At 62.5% G+C, this 26,157-nt stretch carries 19 protein-coding genes; 13 read left to right on the top strand and 6 right to left on the bottom strand.

The window, feature by feature from the left end; all coding sequences use genetic code 11:
* Positions 1 to 15 precede the first annotated feature (15 nt).
* The 10 genes from GYH35_RS04670 (at position 16) to GYH35_RS04625 (ending at position 18,246) form a co-directional block, all read left to right on the top strand.
* The gene (locus tag GYH35_RS04670) at positions 16 to 3,357 is read left to right on the top strand and encodes a TonB-dependent receptor (RefSeq protein ID WP_202624083.1); all 3,342 of its coding nucleotides are present in this window, start codon (positions 16 to 18) and stop codon (positions 3,355 to 3,357) included.
* A gap of 10 nt (positions 3,358 to 3,367) precedes the next feature.
* A complete protein-coding gene (locus GYH35_RS04665; RefSeq protein ID WP_202624082.1) occupies positions 3,368 to 4,984 on the top strand; it encodes a tryptophan halogenase family protein in 1,617 nt (538 codons plus the stop codon).
* A complete protein-coding gene (locus tag GYH35_RS04660; protein ID WP_161814525.1) occupies positions 4,981 to 6,474 on the top strand; it encodes a tryptophan 7-halogenase in 1,494 nt (497 codons plus the stop codon). The genes GYH35_RS04665 and GYH35_RS04660 overlap by 4 nt, the downstream gene beginning before the upstream one ends.
* Positions 6,471 to 7,187, top strand: a complete 717-nt coding sequence (locus GYH35_RS04655; protein WP_161827757.1) for a DUF6445 family protein — start codon at positions 6,471 to 6,473, stop codon at positions 7,185 to 7,187. The genes GYH35_RS04660 and GYH35_RS04655 overlap by 4 nt, the downstream gene beginning before the upstream one ends.
* A gap of 154 nt (positions 7,188 to 7,341) precedes the next feature.
* Complete coding sequence (locus GYH35_RS04650) at positions 7,342 to 7,782, top strand: RNA polymerase sigma factor (protein ID WP_202624081.1); 441 nt, start codon at positions 7,342 to 7,344, stop codon at positions 7,780 to 7,782.
* On the top strand, positions 7,779 to 8,765 hold the full coding sequence (locus GYH35_RS04645) for a FecR family protein (protein WP_161814522.1): 987 nt from the start codon (positions 7,779 to 7,781) through the stop codon (positions 8,763 to 8,765). The genes GYH35_RS04650 and GYH35_RS04645 overlap by 4 nt, the downstream gene beginning before the upstream one ends.
* 21 nt (positions 8,766 to 8,786) lie before the next feature.
* A complete protein-coding gene (locus tag GYH35_RS04640; RefSeq protein WP_202624080.1) occupies positions 8,787 to 12,419 on the top strand; it encodes a TonB-dependent receptor in 3,633 nt (1,210 codons plus the stop codon).
* 89 nt (positions 12,420 to 12,508) lie between these two features.
* Entirely contained in the window at positions 12,509 to 14,515 is a 2,007-nt protein-coding gene (locus GYH35_RS04635) for a glycoside hydrolase family 97 protein (RefSeq protein WP_161827982.1), read from the top strand.
* Positions 14,516 to 14,588: 73 nt separating this feature from the next.
* Complete coding sequence (locus GYH35_RS04630) at positions 14,589 to 15,275, top strand: SH3 domain-containing protein (RefSeq protein WP_161814521.1); 687 nt, start codon at positions 14,589 to 14,591, stop codon at positions 15,273 to 15,275.
* A 142-nt stretch (positions 15,276 to 15,417) separates the two neighbouring features.
* Positions 15,418 to 18,246 carry a TonB-dependent receptor plug domain-containing protein gene (locus tag GYH35_RS04625; RefSeq protein WP_161827756.1) on the top strand — a complete coding sequence of 943 codons (2,829 nt, stop codon included), beginning with the start codon at positions 15,418 to 15,420 and terminating at the stop codon, positions 18,244 to 18,246.
* A gap of 41 nt (positions 18,247 to 18,287) precedes the next feature.
* Here the strand turns inward: GYH35_RS04625 and GYH35_RS04620 are convergent, their stop codons facing one another.
* From GYH35_RS04620 to GYH35_RS04605, 4 genes are all read right to left on the bottom strand, one after another.
* Positions 18,288 to 19,283: a hypothetical protein gene (locus tag GYH35_RS04620; RefSeq protein WP_161827755.1), complete on the bottom strand. Its 996-nt coding sequence runs from the start codon at positions 19,281 to 19,283 to the stop codon at positions 18,288 to 18,290.
* A 4-nt stretch (positions 19,284 to 19,287) separates the two neighbouring features.
* Positions 19,288 to 20,622 (bottom strand): hypothetical protein, encoded by a 1,335-nt coding sequence (locus GYH35_RS04615; protein ID WP_161827754.1) that lies wholly within the window; start codon positions 20,620 to 20,622, stop codon positions 19,288 to 19,290.
* Positions 20,623 to 20,700: 78 nt separating this feature from the next.
* The gene (locus GYH35_RS04610) at positions 20,701 to 21,417 is read right to left on the bottom strand and encodes a 2'-5' RNA ligase family protein (RefSeq protein WP_161827753.1); all 717 of its coding nucleotides are present in this window, start codon (positions 21,415 to 21,417) and stop codon (positions 20,701 to 20,703) included.
* A gap of 12 nt (positions 21,418 to 21,429) precedes the next feature.
* Positions 21,430 to 21,630, bottom strand: a complete 201-nt coding sequence (locus GYH35_RS04605) for a hypothetical protein (RefSeq protein ID WP_161827752.1) — start codon at positions 21,628 to 21,630, stop codon at positions 21,430 to 21,432.
* A 91-nt stretch (positions 21,631 to 21,721) separates the two neighbouring features.
* Between GYH35_RS04605 and GYH35_RS04600 the strand changes: the two genes are divergently transcribed.
* The 3 genes from GYH35_RS04600 (at position 21,722) to GYH35_RS04590 (ending at position 24,430) form a co-directional block, all read left to right on the top strand.
* Positions 21,722 to 22,369: a hypothetical protein gene (locus tag GYH35_RS04600; RefSeq protein WP_161814515.1), complete on the top strand. Its 648-nt coding sequence runs from the start codon at positions 21,722 to 21,724 to the stop codon at positions 22,367 to 22,369.
* Positions 22,370 to 22,482: 113 nt separating this feature from the next.
* A complete protein-coding gene (locus GYH35_RS04595) occupies positions 22,483 to 23,607 on the top strand; it encodes a TIGR03118 family protein (protein ID WP_161814514.1) in 1,125 nt (374 codons plus the stop codon).
* Between the two features lie 88 nt (positions 23,608 to 23,695).
* A complete protein-coding gene (locus GYH35_RS04590) occupies positions 23,696 to 24,430 on the top strand; it encodes a DUF3108 domain-containing protein (protein ID WP_161827751.1) in 735 nt (244 codons plus the stop codon).
* Between the two features lie 18 nt (positions 24,431 to 24,448).
* On the opposite strand, the gene GYH35_RS04585 is transcribed toward GYH35_RS04590, so the two are convergent.
* Both GYH35_RS04585 and GYH35_RS04580 read right to left on the bottom strand, forming a co-directional pair.
* Positions 24,449 to 24,640: a hypothetical protein gene (locus GYH35_RS04585; RefSeq protein ID WP_161814512.1), complete on the bottom strand. Its 192-nt coding sequence runs from the start codon at positions 24,638 to 24,640 to the stop codon at positions 24,449 to 24,451.
* 4 nt (positions 24,641 to 24,644) lie between these two features.
* A complete protein-coding gene (locus GYH35_RS04580) occupies positions 24,645 to 26,153 on the bottom strand; it encodes an FAD-dependent oxidoreductase (protein ID WP_161827750.1) in 1,509 nt (502 codons plus the stop codon).
* Between the last annotated feature and the right edge of the window lie 4 nt (positions 26,154 to 26,157).

Here is a 26,157-nt window from a genome sequence, read left to right as displayed (position 1 = left end):
ATCGGGGGGATTCACGTGACACTGCCACAGAAGGGTGTGCGAACGGGCGACTGCGCCCGAAAAAACCTCAAGCTGCGTAATGCCATAGCCATTGCCACAGGAGCGGCGCTCTCATCCGTCGTGCAAGTGAGCGCGGCGGCGGAAGTGGAAGAGGTGGTCGTCGTCGGCGTGCGGCAGTCGTTGGAGACGGCGCAGGAAATCAAACGGGAGGCCGACACTTTCGTCGATTCCATTACTGCCACCGACATCGGCGCCTTTCCCGACAAGTCGGTCGCCGAAGCTCTGCAGCGCGTGCCGGGCATCACGGTGTCCCGCTTGCAGTCGAGCGACGACAGCACGCACTTTTCCGCCGAGCCTGCGAGCGTGCTGATTCGTGGCTTGACGTTCGTGCGCACCGAATTCAACGGGCGCGACAGCTTCTCCGCCGACGGCTATCGCGGCCTGAACTTCAACGACGTTTCGCCGGAGTTGATGGCGGGTGTCGATTCCTACAAGAACCAGACCGCGGACATGATCGAGGGCGGCATCGCCGGCAGCGTGAATCTGCGTACGCGCCTGCCGTTCGATTCCGATGGACAAGTGCTGTCGCTGACGGGCCGTGCGAACTACGGCGACCGCGTCGATGACACGACATACGAAGCATCGGGAATCTACAGCAACGTCTGGGAAATCGGCCCGGGCCGCGTCGGCGCAATGGTCAACTATGCGTACTCGCACGTGAAGACGCAGACCGAAGGCGTCGTCATGCAACGTATTGGCGCCTTCTGCAACGGCGGCAACAACGATGCGGATGGCAATCCCATCATGAACGCGGATGGCACCGTCCCGTGCACCTCGACGCCGTACGGCGGCACGAACTGGCAGTACATGCCGCGTCAGGTGAACTTCTCACAAGTGCTCTATGACCGCGAGCGTCACGGCGCCTCGGCGGCGCTGCAGTTCGAGAGCAACGACGAAAAAGTGCTGGCGACCCTGCAGTTCATGGATTCGCGTTACGACAATCCGTGGCTGGAGCGCAGCTCGAACGTCGGCTTCTTCGACCTGTGGGGCGCGGCGGCGTATTCGCCGCAAACCACGGCGACCATCGCGCCAGCCGCTGGCACACCGGCCTTTACATTCGGTGCGGACGGCATGCTGGAGTCCGGTGTACTCACGCAGCCCACGGGCGGCGGCGGTTGGGGCACCGGCAGCCGGCAGGACAGTATCAATCGCGGCTCGGCGGTCCCTGGCATGCCGTTCGTGAACTACTGCGGCGATGGCAGCTGTACGACCGATCGTCAGGGACTCGATGTGACCAACGAAGCGCGCAATTTCGGGCACACCGAAGGCACGCGCGACATCTCGGCGAATCTGCGTTGGGACATCACCGACAAGGTGCGCAGCACGTTCGATGTCCAGCGCATCGTGGCGAAGACCAACAACTACGACATCCTGGTTGCCTCCCGGACCATGGCGGATGTGCAGTATTCGACGAACTCGGATGGCACGCCGCAGATCAAGCTGCTGCCGGGCTCGAATGTGAATTACGCGCCCGGCGGCCTTGCCAACCCGCACAACTACTATGTGCCGTTCATCCAGGATCACTGGGAAGACAATGACGCAGAAGAAACCGCGGGCCGCGCCGATTTCGAGTTCGACATCGGCGAGAGCGGCTGGCTGGACTCGTTGAAGGTCGGCGTGCGCTATGCGGACCGAGAACAAAAGGTGCGCTACTCGAGCTTCAATTGGTCGGCGGTCGCGCAGCCGTGGAATTGCAATGGCCCGGGGTTCAATGCCGACAACACCACGCCGGCGGCGTATCCGGACTGCGCCGCCGGGCGCACGTTTCAGGGTTACGGCGAGGGTATTTGGGAATCCACCACGCTCGGCGATTTCTACAACGGCGGCGTTTATGACAGCGGCCCGCTCGTCTACTTAAATCGCGCCACACTCGCGAATCGGGACGCTCACATCGGAGCGCTGAGCAGCGAGGCGACCGGCTCGCCGCTGGCATGGAATCCTCTGTGCAGCCGCGCGACCAACACCGAAGGATGTTTCATCGCCCCCGAGCTGCTGGATGTCAACGAGAAGAGCAAAGCGGCGTATGTAATGCTGAAGTTCGGCGGCGAAGACACCTCGCTGTTTGGCCTGAACGTGCGTGGCAACGTCGGCGTGCGCTACGTGAAGACGGATGTCGTGAGCACCGGCGGCGTGTCGTTCCCAACCTCGAACTGGTATTTCCAAGAGGCTGCGACACCTTGCGGCGCGCCGCTGGGCAGCGATGAGGTGACCAACATTTCCTGTTGGCTGACGCCCGAGTTGCTCGCCTTCAGCAACGGCGGTGGGGCCGACAACGATATCGACACGACGTACGAGAACTGGTTGCCCAGCTTCAATGTGCGCTTTGGCATCGGCGATCATCAGTACGTCCGCTTCGGTTACTCGCGGGCCATGTCGCGTCCGGACTTCGGACTGCTGCGCAACTTCGTCGGCATCCAGGCGCCGGTGCTTAACGTGCGTCCGGATTCGCCGTACGTCAGGCGGGATGCAGCCGGCAATGTCACGGGTTATAACTTTGTGTTCAATGCCGACTCGGGCTTCGGCGGCTTGAAGCCGATCACGGCCGACAATTTCGATCTGTCCTATGAGAACTACTTCGGCAAGAGCAGTTCGTTCACCGTGGGCCTGTTCTACAAGAAGCTCAACGGCAGCATTGCCTTCGGCGAGTTCGATCGGGAGTTCGACAACAACGGCACCACGCAGGTCGTGACGGTCCGCGGGCCGCGCAACGGCGAAGGCGGCGGTACGTTGAAAGGCGTGGAAGTGGGCTTCCAAACGTTCTTCGACTTCCTGCCCGGAGCCTGGAGTGGACTGGGTGCGCAGGTGAACTACACGCATGTCGATCAATCGGGCATCAACAACTCGAATCTCGCGGTTCAGCCCGGCTATGCAGCCGGTGGCACGATCGCGTTCGGCGGCGGCTTGCAGGTCAACGGCGCCGTGCTCGATTCGCATCGTCTGGCCGGCATTTCCGACGACGCTTACAACGTCGTGGCGTTGTACGAGTACGGGCCGATTGGCGCGCGCCTGGCGTACAGCTGGCGCTCCGAGTTCCTGACCAACAACCTGGACTGCTGTATCGGCTTGCCGATGTGGCAGAAGGCGAGCGGCTATCTCGATGGATCGATTCGTTATCAGATCGGCAACAACATCGAAGTGTCGCTGGATGCCTCGAATCTGTTGAACACCACCACGGTCAGTCAGCAGCAGGTGTTCGGCGACTCGGCGGCGACGCCGGGCGCGAAACCGGTGAAGATCGACTCGGCGTGGATCCGCAGCGATCGTCGCTATCAGCTGGGAGTGCGCTTCAAGTATTGACGAGATCGCAGTGACGCGAGCGTTGCAGATCGTCATCGTGGGGGGCGGGTCGGCGGGCTGGATGTCCGCCGCCGCCTTCGCTCGCGCCCTGCATCCGCAGCGTTATCGAATCACACTCATCGAATCGGATGAGATCGGGACGGTCGGCGTGGGTGAGGCGACGCTGCCTCACATCAAGGCGTTCAACGACCAGCTGGGGATCGATGAGGCGCAGTTCATGCGCGAGACGCGGGCGACGTTCAAACTCGGCATCGAGTTTAGGAACTGGGGGCAGCCGGGCGATCGATACATCCATCCGTTCGGCGTGTTCGGCGAGCCTTGGGGCGGTGTCGATTTCCAGCATCACTGGCTTCGGGCTCGGCAATTGGGCGGGGCTGTCGCGCCGTTTCAGGAGTACTCGTACGCCATCGCGGCTTGTCGTCGCAATGCCTTTGAGTTTCCGACGGCGGATCGCAAGTCGATTCGCTCTACTTATGCGTATGCATATCACTTCGACGCGGGCCTTTATGCGGACTTTTTGCGTCGGTGGGCGATAGGACGGGGAGTTCAACGCGTCGAAGGGCAGGTGCGGGATGTTGTGCTCGATGCTTCGGGAGCGATCGAATCCCTGGCTATGCAATCGGGTGCGCGCATCGAGGGTGACTTCTTTATCGATTGCACTGGGTTTCGTTCGCTGTTGTTGGGATCGAAGCTGGGTGTGCAATGGGAGGACTGGAGTGCCTGGCTGCCGTGCGATCGCGCCTTGGCGGTGCCTTGCGAGAGAGCTGGGGAGTTCACGCCGTACACGAGATCGACGGCGCAAACGGGCGGATGGATCTGGCGAATCCCGCTGCAGCATCGGACTGGCAACGGGTATGTTTTCTCCAGTCGATTCGTCAGTGAGGAGCAGGCACGGCTGACTTTGCTCAGTCAGCTCGGTGGCGCAGCGTTGGGCGAGCCGCGGCTGCTGCGTTTCAGGCCCGGGCGGCGCGTTCAAGCGTGGAAGCGCAACTGCGTTGCGGTGGGGCTCGCGAGCGGGTTCCTGGAGCCGTTGGAGTCGACGAGCATCTTTCTCATTCAGGCGGCGGTCAGCGATTTGTCGATGCTCATGCCGACGCCGGAGCAGGGGCGCGCGGTTGATCCGAGGCTCGCGGATGAGTTCAACCGGTTGAGCGATATTCAGTATGCGCGGGTACGGGACTTTTTGATCCTTCACTACTGCGCCAATCGGAGGCGGGGTGAGGCGCTTTGGGATTATGTGCGTGAGATGCCGCTTCCCGAAACTCTCGTGCACAAGGTCGGCTTGTTCGAGGCGCGAGGGCATGTGCCGTATTACAAGGACGGATTGTTTTCTCGCGACAGCTGGCTGGCGGTGCTGTTCGGACAAGGGATGATGCCGAGAGCGTACGATCGACTTGCCGACAACGTGAGTGTGGAGCAGCTCGAAAGGAGGATGCGCGAGCTGCACGAACGAATCGCGTCCAACGCAGCCGCGATGCCGTCGCACGCTGACTTCGTCGCGCGCTACTGCGCCGAGGCGCAGATCCGAAGCGTCCCAGGCGAGTGCGTTGACGCAATGAATATCAAGGCTGCCAATGCGGTCGCGAACGAGGCCCGGTTGACGCGAGCAAACGCGGTGGCATCGTGAGCGAGAGTCGCGTTAACACTGTGGTGGTCGTCGGTCGCGATCTCGACCTGTGGCTGTCAGCTTGCGTGCTCAAGACGGCGCTGCATCGTTCCGGGGTCAGCGTCACGGCGGTCGAGCTGCCCACTCATCTCCATGCATCGGACGTGTACGCGACGCTGCCCGCGATGGAAGCGCTTCACAATCTTCTGCGGATCGAGGAAGCGGAGATGCTCGCTTCGACTCGCAGCGTATTCTCCTTGGGTCAGAACTTCATCGCCCACGGTACTGGGCAAGCGTACTTCCACGCTTATGGCGCCTACGGCGCGGCAATCAATACGAAGCCATTCTTCCCGCATTGGCTGCGAGCCCGCGAGCTCGGAGCCAACGTCAGCTTCGAGGACTTCTCACTCACGGCCGCCACCGCGAAGCATGGGCGCATGCTCATCCCGGATCGGGCGACGGAGAGCTACGGCCGAACGGACTACGCATATCATCTGCCTGCCATCGACTACGTGCGCTTCTTGAAACGGCTGGCACAGCAGCGCGGTGTCACGACTTATCAGTCGACCACGGCCAAGTTGACGCAGGATCCACTGACGGAGGACATCTCGGCCGTCACCCTGGACGACGAGCGCCATATCGGCGGACATCTCTTCATCGACGCGACCGGGCCCGAAGCGCTGCTGATCGGCGCGACGCTGAAAGTGCCGCGAGAGAGTTGGAGCGGCCACAGTCCGGTGGATCGAGTGATCGTTGCTTCGAGCAACGCGTTCGCATCCATCCCTCCCTACGCTGAGGTTCGAGCGCATGCGAACGGCTGGGTGGGACTCTATCCAAGTCGTTCGTGCACGCAGGTCATTCAAGCCTATTCGAGCGACATCTGCACCGCGAACGATGCGCTGGACTCAGCGACCACCATCTCTCGCCTCGCGCTTCGGGACGCATTCAACAGAACCTGCGCTCCGGGAATCCGCTCGCGCGCATGGGAGCGAAACTGCGTCGCCATCGGTGGCGCGGCGTGCACGTTCGATCCCGTTCACAGCGTCGACGTGCACGCGGTCCACCTGGGCCTCGTTCACCTGCTATCGCTGTTTCCTGCGGGCGAGCACGTGTGCGCAGCGGAGCGTGCTGAATTCAATCGTGTCACTCGCCAGGCGTTCGAGCGCCTTCGCGACTTTCAGTCCGCGCACTATCTCCTGAACCGATACGAACCCTCGGCGTTCTGGAGTCGGGCTCGCGAGATCACAGCATCCACCGAGTTGGCGCACAAGATCGCAACCTTTCGCGCACGGGGCGAGATGCCGCTCTACGAGCATGAAACATTCTCACTGGACAGCTGGCTCGCCCAGTTCATCGGTCAGGGTGAGGTTCCAGAAACTCACGATCCGACCGCGGACTGCACGCCACCGGATGTGTTGAAGGCCGAGCTGAAGAGCATCCTGCGCTTCATCAAAGACAAGGTCCTCGAGCAGACGCCACACGACGCCTATCTGAAGAGACTTCAAGCATGAGCGCGGTCGAAGCAAGCTGGCCGTTGTTGCTGGGCCAGTCCATCAGCGTCCGATTGCAGCATGTCGGAGCCGAGCGGCAACCGCTCATGATCGTCGACGATGTGCTGGCGGAGCCACAGGCCATGATCGACGAGGCGCGCGTGGCCAACTTCTACGTCCCGCATCACACGAACTACCCCGGCATCAACGCACCGATTCCGCAGTCTTACTACCTGACCGTGATCGCAGCGCTGCGCGGTCCGATCGAAGCAGCCTTCGGATTGTCGCGCTCAGCCTACATTTCTTATTTTGGCTTCTTGGCACTGGCCACCATCGGTGCGGCCGAGGCGCAGCCAGTCCAGAAGATTCCGCATCGTGACTCGCCCGACCCAAACCGGCTGGCGATGGTTCACTATCTGTGCCGCGGCAACTTCGGCGGCACCGGATTCTTTCGTCATCGTGCAACCGGCTACGAGTCGGTCGACGCATCCAGGCAGGCAATCTATGAAAGCGCGGCTCGGCGAGAGCTCGCTGAAACGTCACAGGCGCATCGATATGTCGACGCTCGAACCAGCAACTACGAACTGATCGGACATTCCGAGGCAGTGTTCAATCGTCTGATCGTCTATCGCAGCCACGTATTGCATACAGCGCTGCTGGCCGATAGCGCCGGCAGCCCGGATCCCACTGTCGGAAGGCTCACTGCCAATGGATTCATCGAGGCCGCGAAGTAACACCGCACGCACGCGCGCCTCTTGTGCGGACGACGCGGCGTTGTCATATTCGTCGGCACAGGGGGACCGTCCGCACCAGACGGATCGGGTCGGAACGAACAAGATGGCAGAACTGCCGAATACTCGAAGCGGGTGGTTGGACCTGCTGAGGGCCGTGAAACGTGCGGTCGGCGGCGCCGACAGCGCCGAAGACCTGTTGCATTCCGCGTTCGTCCGGCTGTCCGAGTACAGCGCCCGGGAAAGCGTCGACAATCCGTCCGGATTCCTGGTCAGAACGGCCGCGAACCTGGCGGTGGACGAGCGGCGGCGAGTGCAGGTCCGGCGCGAAAGCCCGATCGACATCGGCGAAATGTTCAACCTGTCCGACGGCCAGCCGTTGCATCCTGAGGTTTTGGCGGCCCGAGAACGTCTTGAGAAGGTCATGGCTGCTCTCGACTCGCTCGGGCCGAGAACGCGGGAGATCTTTTTGTTGCATCGTCTGGACGGGTTGAAGTATCGCGAGATTGCCGCGCGACTCGACATAACGGTCAGTGCCGTCGAAAAGCACATCGCGAAGGCCAGCCTGTTCCTGGTGAATTGGGTGGAAGGCGAATGAGCGGCCGGCACGACAAGGCGCAGCTGCAGGCGGCGCGAGCCGAGGCGGCGGCGTGGCTGGCCCGTTTGCGTTCGGAGGACCGCACGGCGGAGGACGAGCGCGGCTTTCGCGCCTGGCTCGCCGAAAGCGAGGAGCATCGGGCGGCCTTCGAAGTGACCAACGCGATCTTCGAGATGGCCGGCGCCACCGATCGAAGGCCGCAACAGGCCCGCGTCAATCGTCGTCATGTGCTGCGAGCCGGCGTCGGTCTCGCGGCCGCGTCGGTTGCGGGGCTGGTCGTGTATCTGCGCTCCGGCACTACTTACGCGACCGAGATCGGCGAACAACACAAGGTCTCGCTCGAGGACGGCACGCTCGTCAGCCTGGATACGGATACGGAAATCCATGTTTCCATGAATGACACGAGCCGACAGGCGAAGCTCCGCAGAGGGCGCGCCCACTTCGACGTTGCGGAGGACACAGTCCGTCCGTTCCATGTGATTGCGGGAGACCAGCGGATCAGCACGCCGCGCGGTCATTTCGATGTGAGTCGCGACGGCATGGTGGTCTCGGTGCTGCTGGAGGAAGGGCCCGTCGAGGTCGCGCTGGAGAATCCGGTGGCCGGCGTGCCGATGCCGCGGCTCCTGACTGCCGGGCAACTCGTGGTGTTTGCCGAGGACAAGGTCGTTCGCGAGGAGCGGCCGGTCATGGAGCGGGCGAGCGCCTGGCGGCAGGGCCGGTTGGATTTCTTCGGTGAATCGCTCGCAGAGGCGGTTGCCGCGATGAACCGCTACACGCGCCGGCCGATCGTGATCCTCGATCCGGAGATCGCACAGATGCCGATTTCCGGCAATTACAGTGTCGGCGATCCGCAGGCCTTCGCCACCTCGATCTCGGTGCTGCTGCCGGTTCGGGTGGAGATGGAGCGCAATCGAATCACGCTACGTCGGGCTGAGGAAACCCAGGCCCATATTCGTCATAGGTTGGATAGACCGCTGGCGTGACTGGCGGCTACCCGGGGGAGCATGTCGAAGCTGAGTGGCGCGCTGCGCGTTGCCGTGAGGTGCGCGGTTGCTCTTGCAGCCGTCAGTGCCTTCGGTGTCGCAGTTGCGCAGCAAAGTGCCGTCACCATTCATATTGAAGCGCAGTCCGTCGACGCGGCGCTCCGGGAGCTGTCACGCCAGACGAACACGAATATTTTGTTTTCGCCCGCGGCCGTGCAGGGGCTGCGCTCCACGTCGATCAATGCAGTGATGACGGCGGAGGAGGCGGCCAGAGCATTGACCGCCGGCACTGACCTGGAAATCGTGCGCGACCTCACCGGCGCGCTGATCGTGCGCCGTCGCTCTATATCGAAGGCGAGCTTTGACGATCTGAACCCTGCCGACTTCGAAGTCGATCTCGATACCGAGCTGGAAGAGGTCATCGTCGTCGGCGTGCGGCGAGCGCTCGAGACGGCACGAGAGATCAAGCGCGATGCCGACACCTTCGTCGACTCGGTGACCGCAACCGACATTGGCTCCTTTCCCGACAAGTCCGTGGCCGAAGCGTTGCAACGGGTCGCAGGCATCACCGTCTCTCGTCTGCAATCCAACGACGACAGCACGCACTTCTCGGCTGAGCCTGCGGGCGTGCTGATTCGCGGCCTCACGTTCGTGCGCACCGAGTTCAACGGACGCGACAGCTTCTCCGCCGACGGCTATCGCGGCCTGAACTTCAACGACATCTCGCCCGAGCTGATGGCCGGTGTCGATGTGTACAAGAACCAGACGGCGGAGATGATCGAAGGCGGCATCGCCGGCACTGTGAACCTGCGGACACGTCTGCCTCTCGACAGTCCGTCGCGGGTTTTCTCGGTGACCGCACGAGCCAACTACGGCGATCGCAGCGACGACACCACCTACGAAGGCTCGGGCATCTATGCCGATGTCTGGAACACCGCCATCGGCCGCTTCGGTTTGCTGGCGAACTATGCGTACTCGCAGGTGAAGACGCAGACCGAAGGCGTCATCATGCAAAGGATCGGCGCGTTCTGTGACAGCGGCAACAGCGACGCGAGCGGTAATGCCATCGTCGCCGCGGACGGCTCGGTTCCCTGCGCATCGACGCCTTATGGCGGCTCCGGTTGGCGCTACGTTCCGAGTCAGCTGAATTTCTCCGAGGTGCTTTATGACCGGGTCCGTCATGGCGCATCGGCCGCGTTGCAATTCGAGTCGAGCGATCGACGCTGGCTCGCCACCGCGCAGTACATGGATTCGCAGTACGACAACGCCTGGGGCGAGCGCAGTTCGAACCTTTCTTTCTTCAGTCTGTGGGCGGCGCCAGGCTATTCGCCTCAGAGCACGGCGGTCATCGCTCCCGCCGACGGCACACCGGCTTTCACTTTCGGTCCCGATGGAATGCTGCAATCGGGAGTGCTGACGCAACCGACCGGCGATTGGCTCGGCGGCAGCACGGCGGGAAATCTTGCGTACGGCTCCGCGGTTCCCGGATTGCCTTTCGTCAACTACTGTGGCCCGCAGCCCGATGGCAGTCCTTCGGCGTGCAGTACGCAGCGGCAGGGAATTTACGTTGGGAACGAGGCGCGCAACTTCGATCACGCCGAAGGCACGCGCGATGTTTCATTCAATCTGCGCTGGAACGCCACTGATCGCCTGCGCGCGACGTTCGACATCCAGCGCATCGACGCCGAAACCAACAACTACGACATGTTGGTCGCGAATCGCACCATGGCGAACGCGAAGTACTCGACCCATCGCGATGGCACGCCACGCATCGAGCTGCAGCCCGGGTCCAATGTCAACTACGCGCCGGGTTTTCTGGCGAATCCGCACAACTACTATCTTCAGTTCGTCCAGGATCATCTGGAGGACAACGAGGCTCGCGCGACCGCGCTGCGCTCGGATCTGGAGTACCGTGTCGGCAGGACCTGGCTCGAGGCATTGAAGTTCGGCGCGCGGCATGCGGATCGCAAGCAACGTGTTCGTTACTCGATCTACAACTGGTCGCCGATTGCCGCGCCGTCGCTGTGCAATGGGCCGGCCTTCAATATCGATAACTCGCAGGCTGCACCTTATCCAGCGGCCTGCGGCGAGCCGGGGCGTATGTTTCAAGGATACGGCGAGGGCATCTGGGAGGTCGACGGCCTGGGCGATTTCTACGATGGCCAGGTGTTCGCGAACGGTCCGATGGTGTTCATGAATCGCGAGACGTTGCTCGACCGTCAACGTCACATCGACGCGTTGAGCGGCGCGACGACCGGTTCGCCCATGGCCTGGACGCCGCTGTGCCAGCGCGCCGGCAACACCGAGGGATGTTTCATCGATTCCGAGGTGCTGGATGTCGAGGAGCGGACCAAAGCGGTGTACGCCATGTTGCGATTTGGCGGCGACAACGCAACGGTCTTCGGCATCGGCGTTCGCGGCAACATCGGGCTGCGTTACGCTCGCACTGCCGTCTCCAGCGATGGCGCCGTCGCGTTTCCGGTGTCCACTTGGTATCAGACCGCAGCCGCCACGCCTTGCAACTCGCCGCTCGTCGGCGACGATGTCACTCATCTCTCATGCTGGCTGACGCCCGGGTTGCTCGCGTTCAGCAATGGCGCAGGCATCGAGAACGATCTAAAGCGCAGTCACGACAACCTGCTGCCGAGCCTCAATGTGCGTTTCCGGCTCAACGCGAATCAGTATGTGCGGTTCGGCGCGTCCCGGTCTCTGTCGCGTCCCGACTTCGGTCTGTTGCGAAACTATGTCCGCGTGGAGTCGCCGTTGATCGATACGTCCGCCGATTCGCCGTACGTTATCTACCGCTCTCCGGATGCGCCGCGCACACCGGAGAACGTCGCGGGCTATCGCTTCGTGTTTCATTCCGACTCCGGATTCGGCGGATTGGCGCCGATCACCGCGGACAACTTCGACATGGCCTACGAGCATTATTGGGGGCGCAGCAACTCGTTCAGCCTCGGCCTGTTTCACAAGCGGTTGAACGGCAGCATCGCGTACGGCGAGTTCGAGCGGCAATTCGAAAACAACGGCACGACGCAGACGGTCATCGTGCGCGGTCCACGCAACGGCGCGGGCGGCGGCACGCTCGACGGCGTCGAAGTGGCATTCCAGACCTTCTTCGACTTTCTGCCGCGTCCGTGGGATGGGTTCGGCGTGCAGCTGAACTACACGCATGTGACGCAATCCGGCATCGACAACTCGAACCTGGCGGTGCAGCCCGGCTACACGCCCGGCGGCACGATTGCATTCGGCGGCGGGCTGCAGGGCAATGACGAGATCATCGACTCGCATCGGCTTGCCGGCATTTCCGACGATTCCTATAACATCGTGGCGCTGTACGAGCGCGGGCCGGTGGGCGTGCGGCTAGCGTACAGCTGGCGATCGGAGTTCCTGACCAACAATCTGGACTGTTGCATCGGGCTGCCGATGTGGCAGAAGGCCGGCGGCTATCTGGACGGCTCGATCCGGTTCCAGGTCGGCAACAACGTGGAGCTGTCGCTGGACGGCTCCAATCTGCTCGACCGGACCATCGTGAGCCAGCAACAACTGTTCGGCGATTCGGCGTTGACGCCCGGCGCCGGGCCGGTACGCCGCGACTCCGCCTGGATCCGCAGCGATCGCCGTTTCCAGCTCGGCTTCAGGTTCAAGTATTGACTGAGGCAAAGCGCAAGCTCGTTCGTCATTGGTAGGCGGCTCATTGCCGCGATCGGGAGCTGCTGTCTGTGAAATCTGCAATCGGTGCGATGCTCGCGTGCATGCTTGGGTTTCAGGCGGGATCGGCCGACGCCGCCACCGAGTGTGTCGCTTCGCCCGGAGAAGTGCTTCGTGTTTGCGTGGGCGCTGAAGACGGTCGGGCGTTCTACGAGGTGAGTCGGCGAGGGCAGCCGGTGTTGAAGCGCTCGGCGCTTGGGCTCACGTTCGTCGGCGAGAAGCAGGTGAACGTCACGCTGGGTGAGATACGGCGCAGTGCTCACGATGAGACGTGGGAGCAGCCTTGGGGCGAACAGCGGCTAATTCGCGACCATCACAACGAGATGCGCGTGGCGATGCGCGGCGGCACACCGAATAGCAAGTCGTTCGATATTGTCGTGCGTGCGTTCGATGAGGGCTTCGGCCTTCGCTACGACTACCACGGCATGCCATCGAACCAGGAAGTCGCGATCAGCGATGAGCTGACTCAGTTTCGGCCGGCCGCCAGAACCCAGGCGTGGTGGTTCGAGGCTTATCAGAAGGAGCGCGACGAGTATTTGTATCGCCGGACTCCGCTCGAGCAGCTGACCAAGGCGGAGACGCCGCTGACGTTGGAGGCGCCGGGTTTGTTTCTTTCAATCCACGAAGCCGCGCTGATCGACTACGCAAGCATGACACTACGTCTGACCGCACCCGACACGTTGCAGGCGGATCTCATGCCTTGGTCGGATGGCGTGAAAGTTCGACGCACCGGCCCGTTTCAGACGCCGTGGCGCACGGTGCTGATCTCCGAAACGCCCGGCGGGTTGGCCGACTCGCGCATGGAGCTGAACTTGAACGAGCCCAACAAGCTCGGGGATGTTTCCTATGCGCGTCCCGGCAAGTACGTGGGCATCTGGTGGGAGATGCATCTGAATCGCTCCACCTGGGGCAGCGGCCCCAAACATGGCGCGACCACAGCGAACGCCAAACGGTATATCGATTTCGCCGCCAAGCACGGCTTCGGCGGTGTGCTGGTGGAGGGTTGGAACACGGGCTGGGATGGCGATTGGATCGCGAACGGCGCGGGCTTCAGTTTCACGCAGGCCTATCCCGATTTCGATCTGGCGGGAGTCACCGCGTATGCGCGGAGCAAAGGTGTCTCACTGATCGGTCACAATGAAACGGCAGGCGCGCTTGCGAACTACGAGTCGCAGATGGTGGCCGGATTCGAGCAGTATGCGAAGCATGGCGTGCATTCGGTGAAGACCGGCTATGTGAAGCCCAACGGCACGATTCAACGGCTCATGCCGGATGGCCAGTCGCACAACGAATGGTTCGCGGGCCAATATCTAGTGCGACATCATCAACTCGTCACGGAAACGGCGGCGAAGTATCGGATTGCGATCGATGCGCACGAGCCCGTCAAAGACACCGGCTTGCGACGCACCTACCCGAACTTGATGACCCGCGAAGGCGCGAGAGGACAGGAGTTCAACGCCTGGGGCAATCCGACCAATCCGCCGGAGCATGTCACGATTCTGCCGTTCACGCGGTTGCTGGCCGGGCCGATGGATTTCACGCCGGGCATCTTCGACATCGCTGCCGGTAAGCGAGAGGTCCAGAAACGCGTACAGTCGACGCTCGCCAATCAGCTCGCGCTCTACGTCGTGATCTACAGTCCGTTGCATATGGCCGCCGACCTGCCGGAGAACTACGAAAAGCATCCCGAAGCGTTCCAGTTCATCAAGGACGTGCCGACGGATTGGGAACGCTCGCGCACTCTCGATGCGCGCATCGGCGATTACGTGGTCGTCGCACGTCAACAGCGCGGTGGCGAGGATTGGTATCTCGGGGCGGTGACCGACGAGCAGCCTCGATCGTTGTCGGTCGCGCTGGATTTTCTGCAGCCCGGCCGCAGGTACCAGGCGCAGATCTACCGTGACGAGACCGATGCGGACTATCGGACCAACGCGCTCGCGCAAGTGATCGAACGGCGCACCGTGAGCTCGACGGATCGCCTGGCCCTGGCGCTCGGGCCGGGCGGCGGTGCTGCGATCCGGTTCAAAGTTTTGCAGTAACCAGGTCGACCGTCGCAGCCCGTTCAGCTTTCGGCGGTTGCCCGCGCCGGGCAACTCTGAAAACATCGCTGATATGAAATATTCAGCGACGCCTCGTTGTCTGTTGATTGCGACAGCTTCCCTGCTGGCGGCCACATTGCCGCTCGCCGGCGTGGCGCAGGAAATACCAGCGAGCGAGACACCCGCAGCGCCTGCGCCGACGCCGGAGAAACGTTTTGTTTCCGACAAGCTGGTGTTGAATGTCTATGCCGAGCCCGATCAGGGCAGCGAACGTGTCGCGACGATCCAGACCGGCGACTCAGTCGAGGAGTTGGAGCGCTCCGGCAATCTGGTTCGAGTGCGTTTGGAAGATGGCCGGGAAGGTTGGGTGGGCGCGAACTACCTGACGAGCGATGAGCCCGCGATCGTTCGACTTCGCGAGTTGCAGCGTCAGCAACCGAGCGCCGCGCCTCGCGTGGACAAAGCGTCGCTGGAGGAGATCGCGCAGCTGAAAAAAGAAAACGGCGCGCTGCGTGGGCAGGTGAGTGAATTGCAAGCTCGCATCGCCGCTCCGGTTGCACCACCGCCACCGCAGGGTGAAACGATCGTCGCAGCGCCCGAGCCTCCGCTGCAGGCAGCGGTGCTTCCTACCACGGCGCCGACTGGCGTCGTAGGCTGGGTGGTTGCGCTGCTGGTCGTCGGAGCCGTGAGTTTCGCCGGCGGATACCAGACGCTCGCGCGCCGCCTCCGCAAGAAGTTCGGTGGCTTGAAGATCTACTAGCGCGGCCGACCCAACAAAAACTAATCGCTCCGTGCACGTATCTGTTTTCTCGACCGATCGCTCCGATAGGCAGAATCCCCTCTGACAACAGCGTAGCGCTGCCGGCCATGGCAAGCGCGCGTATGACAATGGGGGAAAAACAATGGATCGACGCATTGCTGCGATGCTAATGGCTGGCGGAGCCGGCCTGGTTTCCACGTTGAGTTACGCGCAGGCCGAGAATGAGCCGGCCCTCGAAGAGGTGACCGTTACCGGCTCACGCGTGATTACCAATGGCGATGACAGCCCGACGCCGGTGACCGTCGTGTCCACCGAAGAGGTGCTCGCGGCGCAGCCGGGAACGCTGGCCGATGCGCTCAATATCCTGCCGGTGTTTTCGGGATCGCGTGGCTCGGGCAGCAATCCCACGTCCACGGGCACGGTGTCGGCGGGCAACGCGTCGGCCAATCAGCTCAACCTGCGCAACGTCGGTGCGATTCGCACCCTGGTGTTGCTCGATGGTTTGCGTGTGCCGCCGACGCTGATCAACGGCATCGTCGACGTCGATCTGATTCCGCAGATGCTGGTGCAGCGAGTGGACACCGTGACCGGCGGCGTGTCGGCGGTCTACGGCTCCGATGCGATCAGCGGCGTCGTCAACTACATCCTCAACAAGAAATTCGAAGGCGTCGAAACGCGCATCAACGGCGGCGTTTCCGACTACGGCGACGCGGACAAGTACAACGCGGCGATCGCAGCCGGCACGTCGTTGTTCGATGGCCGCGGTCACGTCGAAGCAAGCTACGAATATCGCAAGGAAGAGGGCATCCTGTTTCGCTCCGACCGTCCTTATATGAATCTGGTCGGCGTCGCCGGATCGGTGCCTGGCGCAGGTGCCCCGGGTTCCGCGACCAATCCTTATGAGATGTACAGCAACGTGCGGCAGGCACAGTATCCATTCGGCGGCTTGATCCGCAACGGTGTGTATGCGAACCGGACCTTCAGCACCGATGGCGTGCTGACTCCGTTCGCTGCCGGCACTGCGACGGGCACCAACGGCCTGCAGATCGGCGGCGAGGGCGGCTACTACGATTCGTCGTTGCTGGCTCCCATGGAAGGTCACCAGTACTTCGGGCGCTTCCAATTCGACTTCACCGACAGTCTGCAGGGCTATGTGCAGATTGCCGGCAACATGAAGACCAACGAGGTCTACGGCGAATATTTGCAGTACGACCGCAACTTCAGTCCGCAGAACGCTTTCCTGAGCCCCCAGTATCAGGCGGCGATGAGCGCCGCAGGTCAGCCCGCTACGTTCCGCATGACCGGCTTGCTGCAGAACGGACCGCGCTTCGAGTCCGATTCGGAATCCGACCAGCGCGGCTACACGGCGGGTTTGAAAGGGTCGCTGGGTGAATACGATTGGGGCTTGAGTTATGTGTTCGGTACGACTCAGCTGGAAACGACGCTGAGCAATAACATCAATGCGCAGCGTCTGGCGTACGCGCTCGATGCAGTACGCGATTCGAGCGGCAACATCGTTTGTAACATCACGCTGACCAATCCGTCGCTCGGCCAGGGCTGCGTTCCGTTGAATGTCTTCGGGCCCACTGCCGCGAACGCGGCGGCGTTCGACTACGTCATGCAGCCGACGAGTTTCAACGGCGAGACGAGTATGAGCGATGTCTCCGCCTACATCAGCGGCTCGCCGTTCGACAATTGGGCCGGCCCGGTCACTGTGGCGCTGTCCGGCGAGTATCGCGATCAGTCTTTCGAAGGCAAGAGCGATGGCGAGCCGACGGAGGTGCTGAGCTGCGCGGGCCTGGGGATTCGGTTCAACAATTGCCGCGATGGCGACCCCATCTGGATTCAATCCTTCGCCGATGCACCGAAGGTCAGCCAGAACGTTTGGGAAACGGCGCTCGAGTTCGGCCTGCCGGTGGTGAAGGATGCGGTGAATTTCAGCGCTGCCGGACGCTACACGAACTACAACACGAGCGGCGACTACTGGACCTGGAAATTCGGCGTCGACTGGCAGATTCTCGACTCGCTACGCTTCCGCGCGACGCGCTCGCGTGACATTCGCGCCCCAACCCTGAGCGATCTGTATGCACCGGACAACTTCGTCTATGTGCAGCCGACCGACTTGCTGACCGGCACGTCGCCGCGCGTGCAGTCGCGCGATCAATCCAATCCCGATCTGACGGCGGAGATCGGCAACACCGTGACTGCGGGCTTCGTGTGGCGCCCGATTCCGGAGTTGAGCGTGGCGCTGGACGGCTACCGCATCGTCGTTTCCGATGCGATCACTCAAGTGAATGGGGCGACCACGGCGTTCCAGAACCAGTGTTATGCAAGCGGCGGCACGTCGCCCTACTGCGAGCTGCAGGATCGGCCGAACGGCTTCTCGGATACCTCGGCCGCGAACGCCGTGACCGCCTGGTACAACGTGTGGCTGAACATTTCCGAGATCGAGACTTACGGCGCCGATCTGGAAGTGAACTGGACCAGCACGCTGTTCGACCGGCCGTTCGCGGTCCGTTTCCTCGGCGCGTATCAGCCGCATATTTTCTATCGGCAACCGAATGTCACGGTGATCGATCAGGGCGGGGTCGGATTCGGTCCGCTCGGCGCGGCGGCGAGTCCGAGCGTGCGTCTGACCGGCCTGGTGAGATTCCAGCCGTTCGAGAACTTCACGGTCGATCTGATGGAGCGCTGGCGCAATGCCATGGACCTCGGCGGCGATCCCACCCAGAACTGGGTCAGCAATCACGTCGAGTCATTCGCGACTACGAACATCAATCTCGCCTACCAGCATGAAACGGGCGGGATGACGATGGAGTACTACGTGAATGTCCAGAACGTGTTCAATGCCGATGCGCCGAACGGTGCGTACTCCGGTAACGGCACACGCGCTGGCCTGCGCGACGGCTTCGCGATGAGCGACAGCCCGCTCGGCCGGTTCTATCTGGCGGGCGTCAATATCAGACTGTGAGCGGGCAGGGGCGGCCGGCTCGATCGCTGGCCGCTCCTCGATCAAGGTTCTCCGACCAGTTGCACGGCGTCGATTTCGTTCCATCCCCAGACTCGTGCGGTCGCCAGCGTGATGCGAGCGCCGGTCACGACGAACGATGTTTTTGGAAACTCCTGGACCAGCCAGCCGATCGTATTCTTCTCATAGGGCGTGGTGTCCGTGCCGCTCCAGATCTCGTGGCTGGCGCCGTCCGCATCGAGCAGCTCGAGCTTGCTGATGGCTCCAGGCGCGGCGCTCTGACGGATGCGCAAGCCGGTTGCGTACACCGCTTTGGCGAACTTCACTTCCAACCATTCTGGCGCCTTGGAGTCGCCGGACTTGGAGGTCCACGCCGCCGGATCGTCGGAGTAGCGTGACACGTTGGGTGTGCCGGTGGCCTGCCATGCGGAGTAGCCGGCCTTGTCACCCGTTGTTTGCGCGTACGTCGAGCTTGCAGTCGCGCTCGACGCCCATTGGCCCAGCGGGTCGGCGAGGATTTTCTTTTCATCGATGGGGGCAGCCGGTTGCGTCGGGGGCTTGCTGTCCTGAGCGGCGGGCGTCGACGACGCGGCGATCGCAGCGTTGCTCGATGAAGCGTTCGCATCCGGCGCTGCCGGCTCCGGCGATCCCAGCTCTGCCTGTCGGCGAGCTTCCCTATTGTGGCGTGCAAGCTCGTCCGCGAACATGGCCTGAGCGTGGGTGGCTCGCAGGCTCGACGTCTGCATCGTCCGAAACGTCACTTCGCCCGGTGTGTCGGCGAGCACGATGCTATCGGCGGGTGTCGCTGCAGGGACATCGATCGCATCTTCGTCGTCGGAGGCGAGCGGCTCGTTCGCATCGGGGTCGACGATTTCGTCGGCGAGATGTATCTCCCTGGTGGCGACGTCTGCCATGTCGAACGATTCATTCGACGGCGCCTCGGCGGCAGCGTGCTGAGCCGGAGCAACTTCGTCTTTGCCGCAAGCGGTCAGGACCGCAAGCGAGATGCACGCGAGTGCGTAGATGCGAGCGCTGGTCATGGCGTCACTCCGCGGCCTGGCGATGCAGTCGCAACGACCAATAGTGCTGGCCCTTGCCGGAGCTGTCGGGTTCGATCCGGATGACCTCGATATCGTCCGGATGCTTGGGATCGATCTCGACCTTCATCGATACGCTGATGCCCGGCATGCGCTGCACGCGTCCCCAGGACCGGTCGGTCTGTTTGTCGGTTCGTTCCCCGCAAGTGCCTTGGGGCTTTTCCCATTCATGCTGGGTCTGCGTGCCTTCGGGCATTTCCGGGACGCGATAGTCGATGGCCAGGGTGCCAGACGCTTCGTTGACTCTGAGAACGCCATCGGCGATGCCGCTGATTCTGCCCTCCGAGCGGATTTCGTTGCCAGCGTCGAACCTCCAGTCGGTTTTCTTGTACCAGCCGCATTCGCCAGGCATCGCCCACGTAATTTTGTGGAACCACGCTTCCTCGCGTGACGCCCGATAGGAGAGTTTGATATTGCCGCCTGCGGCTGGCGCGTCGATGTTCGCCCGGGCGCGGACGGATTTGCGGTCGCCCCTTTGCGCTTCACCCGTGGCGTCGAGATACACGCTGTTCTTACCCTTCTCGAGGAATTCCGAGCTGAACGTGTGGTACGTGAACGCGTACTCGATCACGCCACGCCAGCGCCCATCGCGCGGCGGCCGCTTCTCGCACTTTCGTTTCAAGCGGGCACGCTCGGCGTAGAGAACGTCGAGACCGGCCTTGTACGCGTCCCGATCGTCCCTCGCGAAGAACGCCGCATTGTCCCAGCTGGACTTCGGCGTGTTGCTGCTCTGGCAGGTGTGCTTGTGATGCCGTTCGTGCGTCAGCGTAAAATTCACGATCGCCGCGCATTCGTGGCTCGGGTATTCCCGTTCGGTGATGCGGTCCCATGCGTGTTCGAGCTCCGGTGGATTCCGGTTTTGCTCGCGGGAGCGCTGCGTCTCCCGGAGGACGGCGTTACCCTTCTTGTCGTACTTGTATTTGACCAGCGGGCAGTGCTCGTCCGGATCCAGCAATGTACCGGCGGTCGCGCCGGCGCCGGAACCCGTGCCATGGGGCACTTCGGTAGGCACCCCATAGAACGAGAGTACAAACAGCGCATTCGCCCGTTGACGCACGTCATCCGGCGTAAGCAGCGAGGCGGGCATGTAATCCGCCCATTGTTGGAACAGCTTGTGCAGAAATTCCTGCTGGACGATGTGCTCTTCGATCTGCTCGAGATTGTCGCAATCACAAGGACGGCGCGCCGCCAGCGCCGCGGAACTCGATAGGAACAATGCGCCGAGGGCTAACGCATGAGATGCGATTCGGAATGCAGATGTTTGCCCGAAGGTCGTATGCATGGCGCCGCCAGGTGACGAGGTTCAGCAGTGCATTCTCCGAATTTTGTGAGCGTGGTGCCTCGCTCAAAAGGGCTGTTTCTATCTGGCGGGCGTCGCTCGCCACAGCTGCCTGCGGGCAGTGCCAAGATTGCCGAGCTGATAAATGGCCAGCGTCTCGATCGTGAAGGTCGTCTCGGGAGAGGGCGGCAGCTTATCTTTGTTCGCGGAATTGATTTCGCCGGCAGTGATGTGCGGCTTGAACCGCTCGCTGGTTTGTTTCTGTTCGAAGGTCTGCACGTACTCGATGGTCTTGGCGTCGATCTCGGCCGGGCCGGGGGAAGTAACAAACGCGTCGGGGCCACCCGAAGGGGCTGCAAACGGACGCAGCGCTGCGACCAGGTCCGCTTGAAGCGCGGCCAGCTCTGGCGTTTTTTCAATTTCAATGCTGACCATCTCGGCCTTGCCCCAGGGCGAGTGCTCCAGGCCCGCCGTCTCGAGCTTTGCGCCGGCCAGCCGATGCCTGGCCGAGACGCCCTCGACGGCGGCAACGATTTTCGGCAGATCCTTGGTCGCGACGAACCGATGCAGCAGGGAGATGTGCGCCGTATGCGTCTCGTCAAAGGCGAACGGCTGCGGACGATATCGATTCAACTGCTCGTTGAGCTCACGAGCGCGATCGCGCATCGAGGCGTCAGGTACAGCGAGGACGTTGATGGCGACAACGTCCGCTGCTTCGGATCGAGAAACCAACGGCATAGCCAGAGCGATCCAAGTCATCCCCGCGAGACCGATCAGCAATATCTCTCGGGTATTCATGCGGCTCGAGGCTTAGAAGGCGTTCTTCCGCACCGGCTGGACACCGGAATCGCGCGGCTTCGGCTGTTTGGGGAAGCCGCCCGCGGGCTGCCGCTTCTCCAGGGCGCTCTTCATGGTCTCCGCCCAGCTGGCCTTGGCCTTGGACTTGGCCTTGGCGCCCTTGTGGGAAGGGGCTTTCGAGGTCGTGGTCTTTTTCGCGGCCTTTGCAGTCATGATACCTCCGCAGTGTCGTGATGTTTCCATTGAACGCCCGAGTCGTCGATCAAGCTCCCTGGTGCATCGCCTTCGGCGTACGCTGAGCGCCATGCGCTACTGGAGGCACACCGCTGTGTTGCTATTGGCGTGCGGGCTGTTTCCGGCCCGGGTTGCAACAGCCGCGCAGAGCCACTGGTCGGTAGAGCTCCTGGTCGGTGAAGCTTACAACGCGCGTAGCACTACCCGCATCGAACAGGGCGCATTGGGCCGATTGTCCACCTCGGGAGACTATGAAACCAGGGGGTTGGAGGCGCCATTTCACTACGCCTGGCGCATCTCACGCTGGCAGGGCAACAGCGCATGGGAGTTGCAGCTGCTGCATCACAAGCTGTACCTGAAAAATCCGCCCGACGGTGTCGATTCGCTGTCGGTGAGCCACGGATTCAATATTGTGAGTTTCAATCGCGCCTGGGAGTCCGGTGGCTGGCGTTTCCGCGCTGGCGTTGGGCCGGTCGTTACACACGCCGAAGCAAACATCGCGGGCACAGCCTACGACGGACCCTACGAACTGGCAGGCGCCGCGGTGCTGGTGGGAGTCGGGCACAGACTCGACCTCGGTCCGCACTTTTATCTATTGGGCGAGGTCTCCGCCTCGTTGGGCTGGATCGATGCACATCCTCGCGGAGATCCCGATCTGGAGATCGGCATCCGCAATCCGGCTTTGCACGCTGAGCTCGGCGCGGGTTATCGGTTCTGACAGTTCACGAGCGCGCCGCCGGGGATGAACCCCAGCCTATGCCTGCGGTACTCACCATCGCGCCGTTGCGCCGCCGGCGTGCCCGATCTATCACTTCCATAAAGGTAATGCTCATGAGCACCGCAAGACTCATCCCGTGGTCATGCTTCGCATGCGCCGCATTCACCCTCGTAGCTTTGCCCGCGATCGCGCATGACGATAGTGCCGACGGCAACGGGCGGGCGCGTTCTGTCTATGAATCGAAGGTGCTGGTTTCGAACGGCGGGATACCGGCGAACTTCACCGACCCGAATCTGATCAATGGCTGGGGCGTGGCCTTCAACCCGAGCGGCTTTGTCTGGGTGAGCTCGGCGGATGCAGGAAAATCGGTGCTGTACGACGGCAACGGACAGCCGCAATCGCTGGTCGTGACGGTGCCCGGGCCGGGCGGAGCCGAGGGCAATCCGACCGGCATCGTATTCTCGGGAGGCACGGACTTCGTCGTGAGCGACGGAACGACCACGGGACCGGCGCGATTCATCTTCGCCACCGAGCAAGGCACGCTCGCGGGCTGGGCGCCCAACGTGAACGCCACGAACGCCCTCGAGGCGGTCGACAATTCGCAGCAGGGCGCGGTCTATACCGGGCTCGCTCTGAGCGGCAACGGCACGACACATCTCTTATATGCATGCAATTTCAGTAAAGCGCGCATCGACGTGTTCGACGGCACGTTCAAGTCCGTCGACGTGTCCGGCGACTTCGCCGATCCGGAGCTGCCGAGCACCTACGCGCCTTTCGGCATCCAGGCGATCGGCGGCGACATCTATGTGACTTATGCGAAACAGGAAGAGCCGGGCAGCGACGAGGAAGAGGCCGGCGCGGGTCTGGGCTTCGTCGACGTGTTCGATCCGCAAGGGCATCTGATCCGCCGCATCGCCAGTCATGGCCCGCTCAATGCTCCTTGGGGAATCGCGCTCGCGCCGGCCAGCTTCGGCGCCTTCGGCGGCGCATTGCTGATCGGCAACCTGGGCGACGGGACGATCAACGCCTTCGCGCCGCGCTCCGGCAAATTCCTCGGCAGACTGCACGGAGCGAACAATCGCGCCATCCGGGTAGACGGGCTGTGGGGTATTCAGTTCGGCAACGGCATCCTCGGGCAGCCGACGAACTCCCTGTTCTGGGCCGCCGGACCGAACGATGAGACCGATGGTGCGTACGGAGTCATCAACGTCGTGACCGGCGACGATCAGGACCAATGAAGCCACGCCTTTGACAACCTCCGGCCGGCGAGCTAGTTTGCGCCGTCGAAGTTGTCCGGACAAATTCGCAGTCCGGCCGGAGGTCGAGATGAGTCGTGGCGTCGTGCGCAGTATTACCGGGTCGATCCGCTACACGAGCAACAAGCCGGAGCGGCAGGGACAGGAGCGCGGTCGCGAGTCGTTTCGCATCGACATTCACGCGGATGGCTGCCGGACGATTGCGGCGCATGGCGAAATCGACGACGCGCCCGCTGTCGTGCGCGACGTGAATCTGCGAGTCGGTGCGGATCGCCGGCCGCAGGAGAGCTTCGTTCGTATCGCTGTGGGCGGGCAGTTCACCGGATCGGCATGGTTCCGATTTGCCGACGACGTCGCCGAGTGCGAGGCTTTCACGGCGGCGGAGGGCAGGCTTTCGCAAACGATGAGCCTCGACCGTCCGCTGGTCGCGTTCGGCAATCATGCGATGGTCAACGACGGTTACTTGCTCAATCTGTACGACCTGAGCAAAGGCGCTGGCGTACAGGTGTTCCCGCGCATGTTGCTGTCATCGCCCGATCATCGGGGCGCGACCGGCCCGATGCTCTTCGCTGTCGATCTCGCTCTGGAGTTCGTGGGACGAGAGCGCGTGACGGTTGTCGCGGGGACGTTCGACGCGCTTCATTTCCGGATCGTCGATGTGCCCGGTCTGCCGCTCGAACATCCGGCGTACGATCTTTGGTGTACCGCCGACGGCGACTATGTGTTGCTCAAGGCAGCGGTGGCGGGCTACATGCAGACGGCGTACGAGCTCGTTTCCTATGAGAGTACGCAGTGCGCGACTTGAGCGCGCACTGCGGGCCCATCACTTCTTCAACAGCAATGCGAGCGTCCTGGGGCGCAGTACACGAAGAAGCAGCCGGCGCAGCTCCGCCGGCGTCAATGTGACTTCGCACGGCAGGATGCCGGCGAGGCCGGACAGTTTCAGCAGCCCTTGATTCGCGGTGGCATCATCGATGCGCACGTCGAGCTTCATTGCAGGTGTTACGACACGCATCGGATCAACCCCACGCTCGCAGTCCAGCCGCGTTACGGCCCGCGGCTCGGCCCGAGATCATGGCTTCGGTGAGATACGAGCCGTTCTGATACAGGTTCGAGAACATCGACCCGAGCTCGCCCGCCTCGTACAAGCGCGGGATCGCCTTGCCGCAATGATCCAGCACTTCGGATTCGATGTTCCGACGCGCACCGCCGCCGGTGCAGACGATGGCCGGCACCATGGCAATGGCATAGAAGGGCGGTTTGGCAATCGGTTGCAGCGTGGCCGGGTTGCGCCCAAATTCTTCATCTTCGCCGCGGGCGCAGCCGGCGTTGTAACGCTTCACCGTGTCGGCGAGCACTGCGGGATCGCGTCCAGTCTTGCGCGCCAGCTCTTCGATGGAGTCGGCCTTGACGATCCAGCCGTTCGCCACCTCGGCGGCGTTGTCGTCGCTCCAGGAGTACTTCTCGACCACCGTGTTCCAGGTCATCACGCTGGTCACCAGGCAATTGTACTGGCGCGTGGTCTCATCGAAGATCATGTGCATGGGCATGACGCGCTGATGGGGCGTGTCGATCCATTGGCCCTGCACTTTCTGTTTGTAGTGCGTGATCTGCCACTCGTAGGTCTCGTCGATGAAGCGACGGCTGTCGGCGCCAACGTCGATCCAGCTGAAGCTCTGCCAGAACAGCTGGCGTAGAAACACGGTGGGGTGCTGTGGATACCGGAAGCCGGGCCACACGCCGCCGGACTGACCTTGATTGCGCAAATGCCACAGATCCGCGCCGGCCTTCTGCAGAATCTTGATGCCGTCGCCGGTGTTGCCGGGTGTGCCCAGCGGATAGGCTTCGGACAGGCCGAAGTAATTGCGCTGCATGTCCAGATTGTTCTCGAAGCCGCCGGTGCACATCACCACGCCACGTCGAGCTTTGATGTTCTTGCGAACGCCGTCTTGTGACACGACCGCGCCGAAGATCTCGAGCGTGTCCGGGTCCTGAATCAGATCGACGAGGGCGGTTTGAAAGCTGCGGCGGATGCGCTTGCGCTTTTCGACGTTCGCTTTGAAGGCGAGCCAGACGCCGCTCGGGGCCGGCAGAATGGTCGCGGTGTGCGCGACCGCCGAGGCCGCGCCGAATTCGGGATATTCCAATACTGCCGCACGCTCCGACCAGCCGACGCCGTGAATGTATTGAGCGCCGACTTCCTTCGCCCGCGCTTCGATGTAAGGCTCGAGCGCGACCATGCGTTGAGCCCATGCGTCGAGCATGTCCTCCGGAATCGGATTCGCTGCGCTCATCGCACGCTGATAACTCTTCAGCGCCTCGACGTCCTTGGAGATCAGCAGCGATTGGCCGGACACGCGGGCGTTGCCGCCGGCCAGGGGCTCCGGCATTTTTTCTATCAACAGCACATCCGCCGTTGGATCGCTGTCGTGAGCTTCGATGGCGGCCGCGGAGCCGGCCATGCCGAAGCCGCACACCAGTACATCGGTTTCATCGTGCCATTCCCGGACGCTTGCGAGACTTGCCATCGTT

This window comes from Steroidobacter agaridevorans, from assembly GCF_009932555.1.
GTDB lineage: Bacteria > Pseudomonadota > Gammaproteobacteria > Steroidobacterales > Steroidobacteraceae > Steroidobacter > Steroidobacter agaridevorans.
The sequence above is the reverse complement of the archived record's forward strand: the minus strand, read 5'-3'. Positions and strand labels throughout refer to the sequence as shown.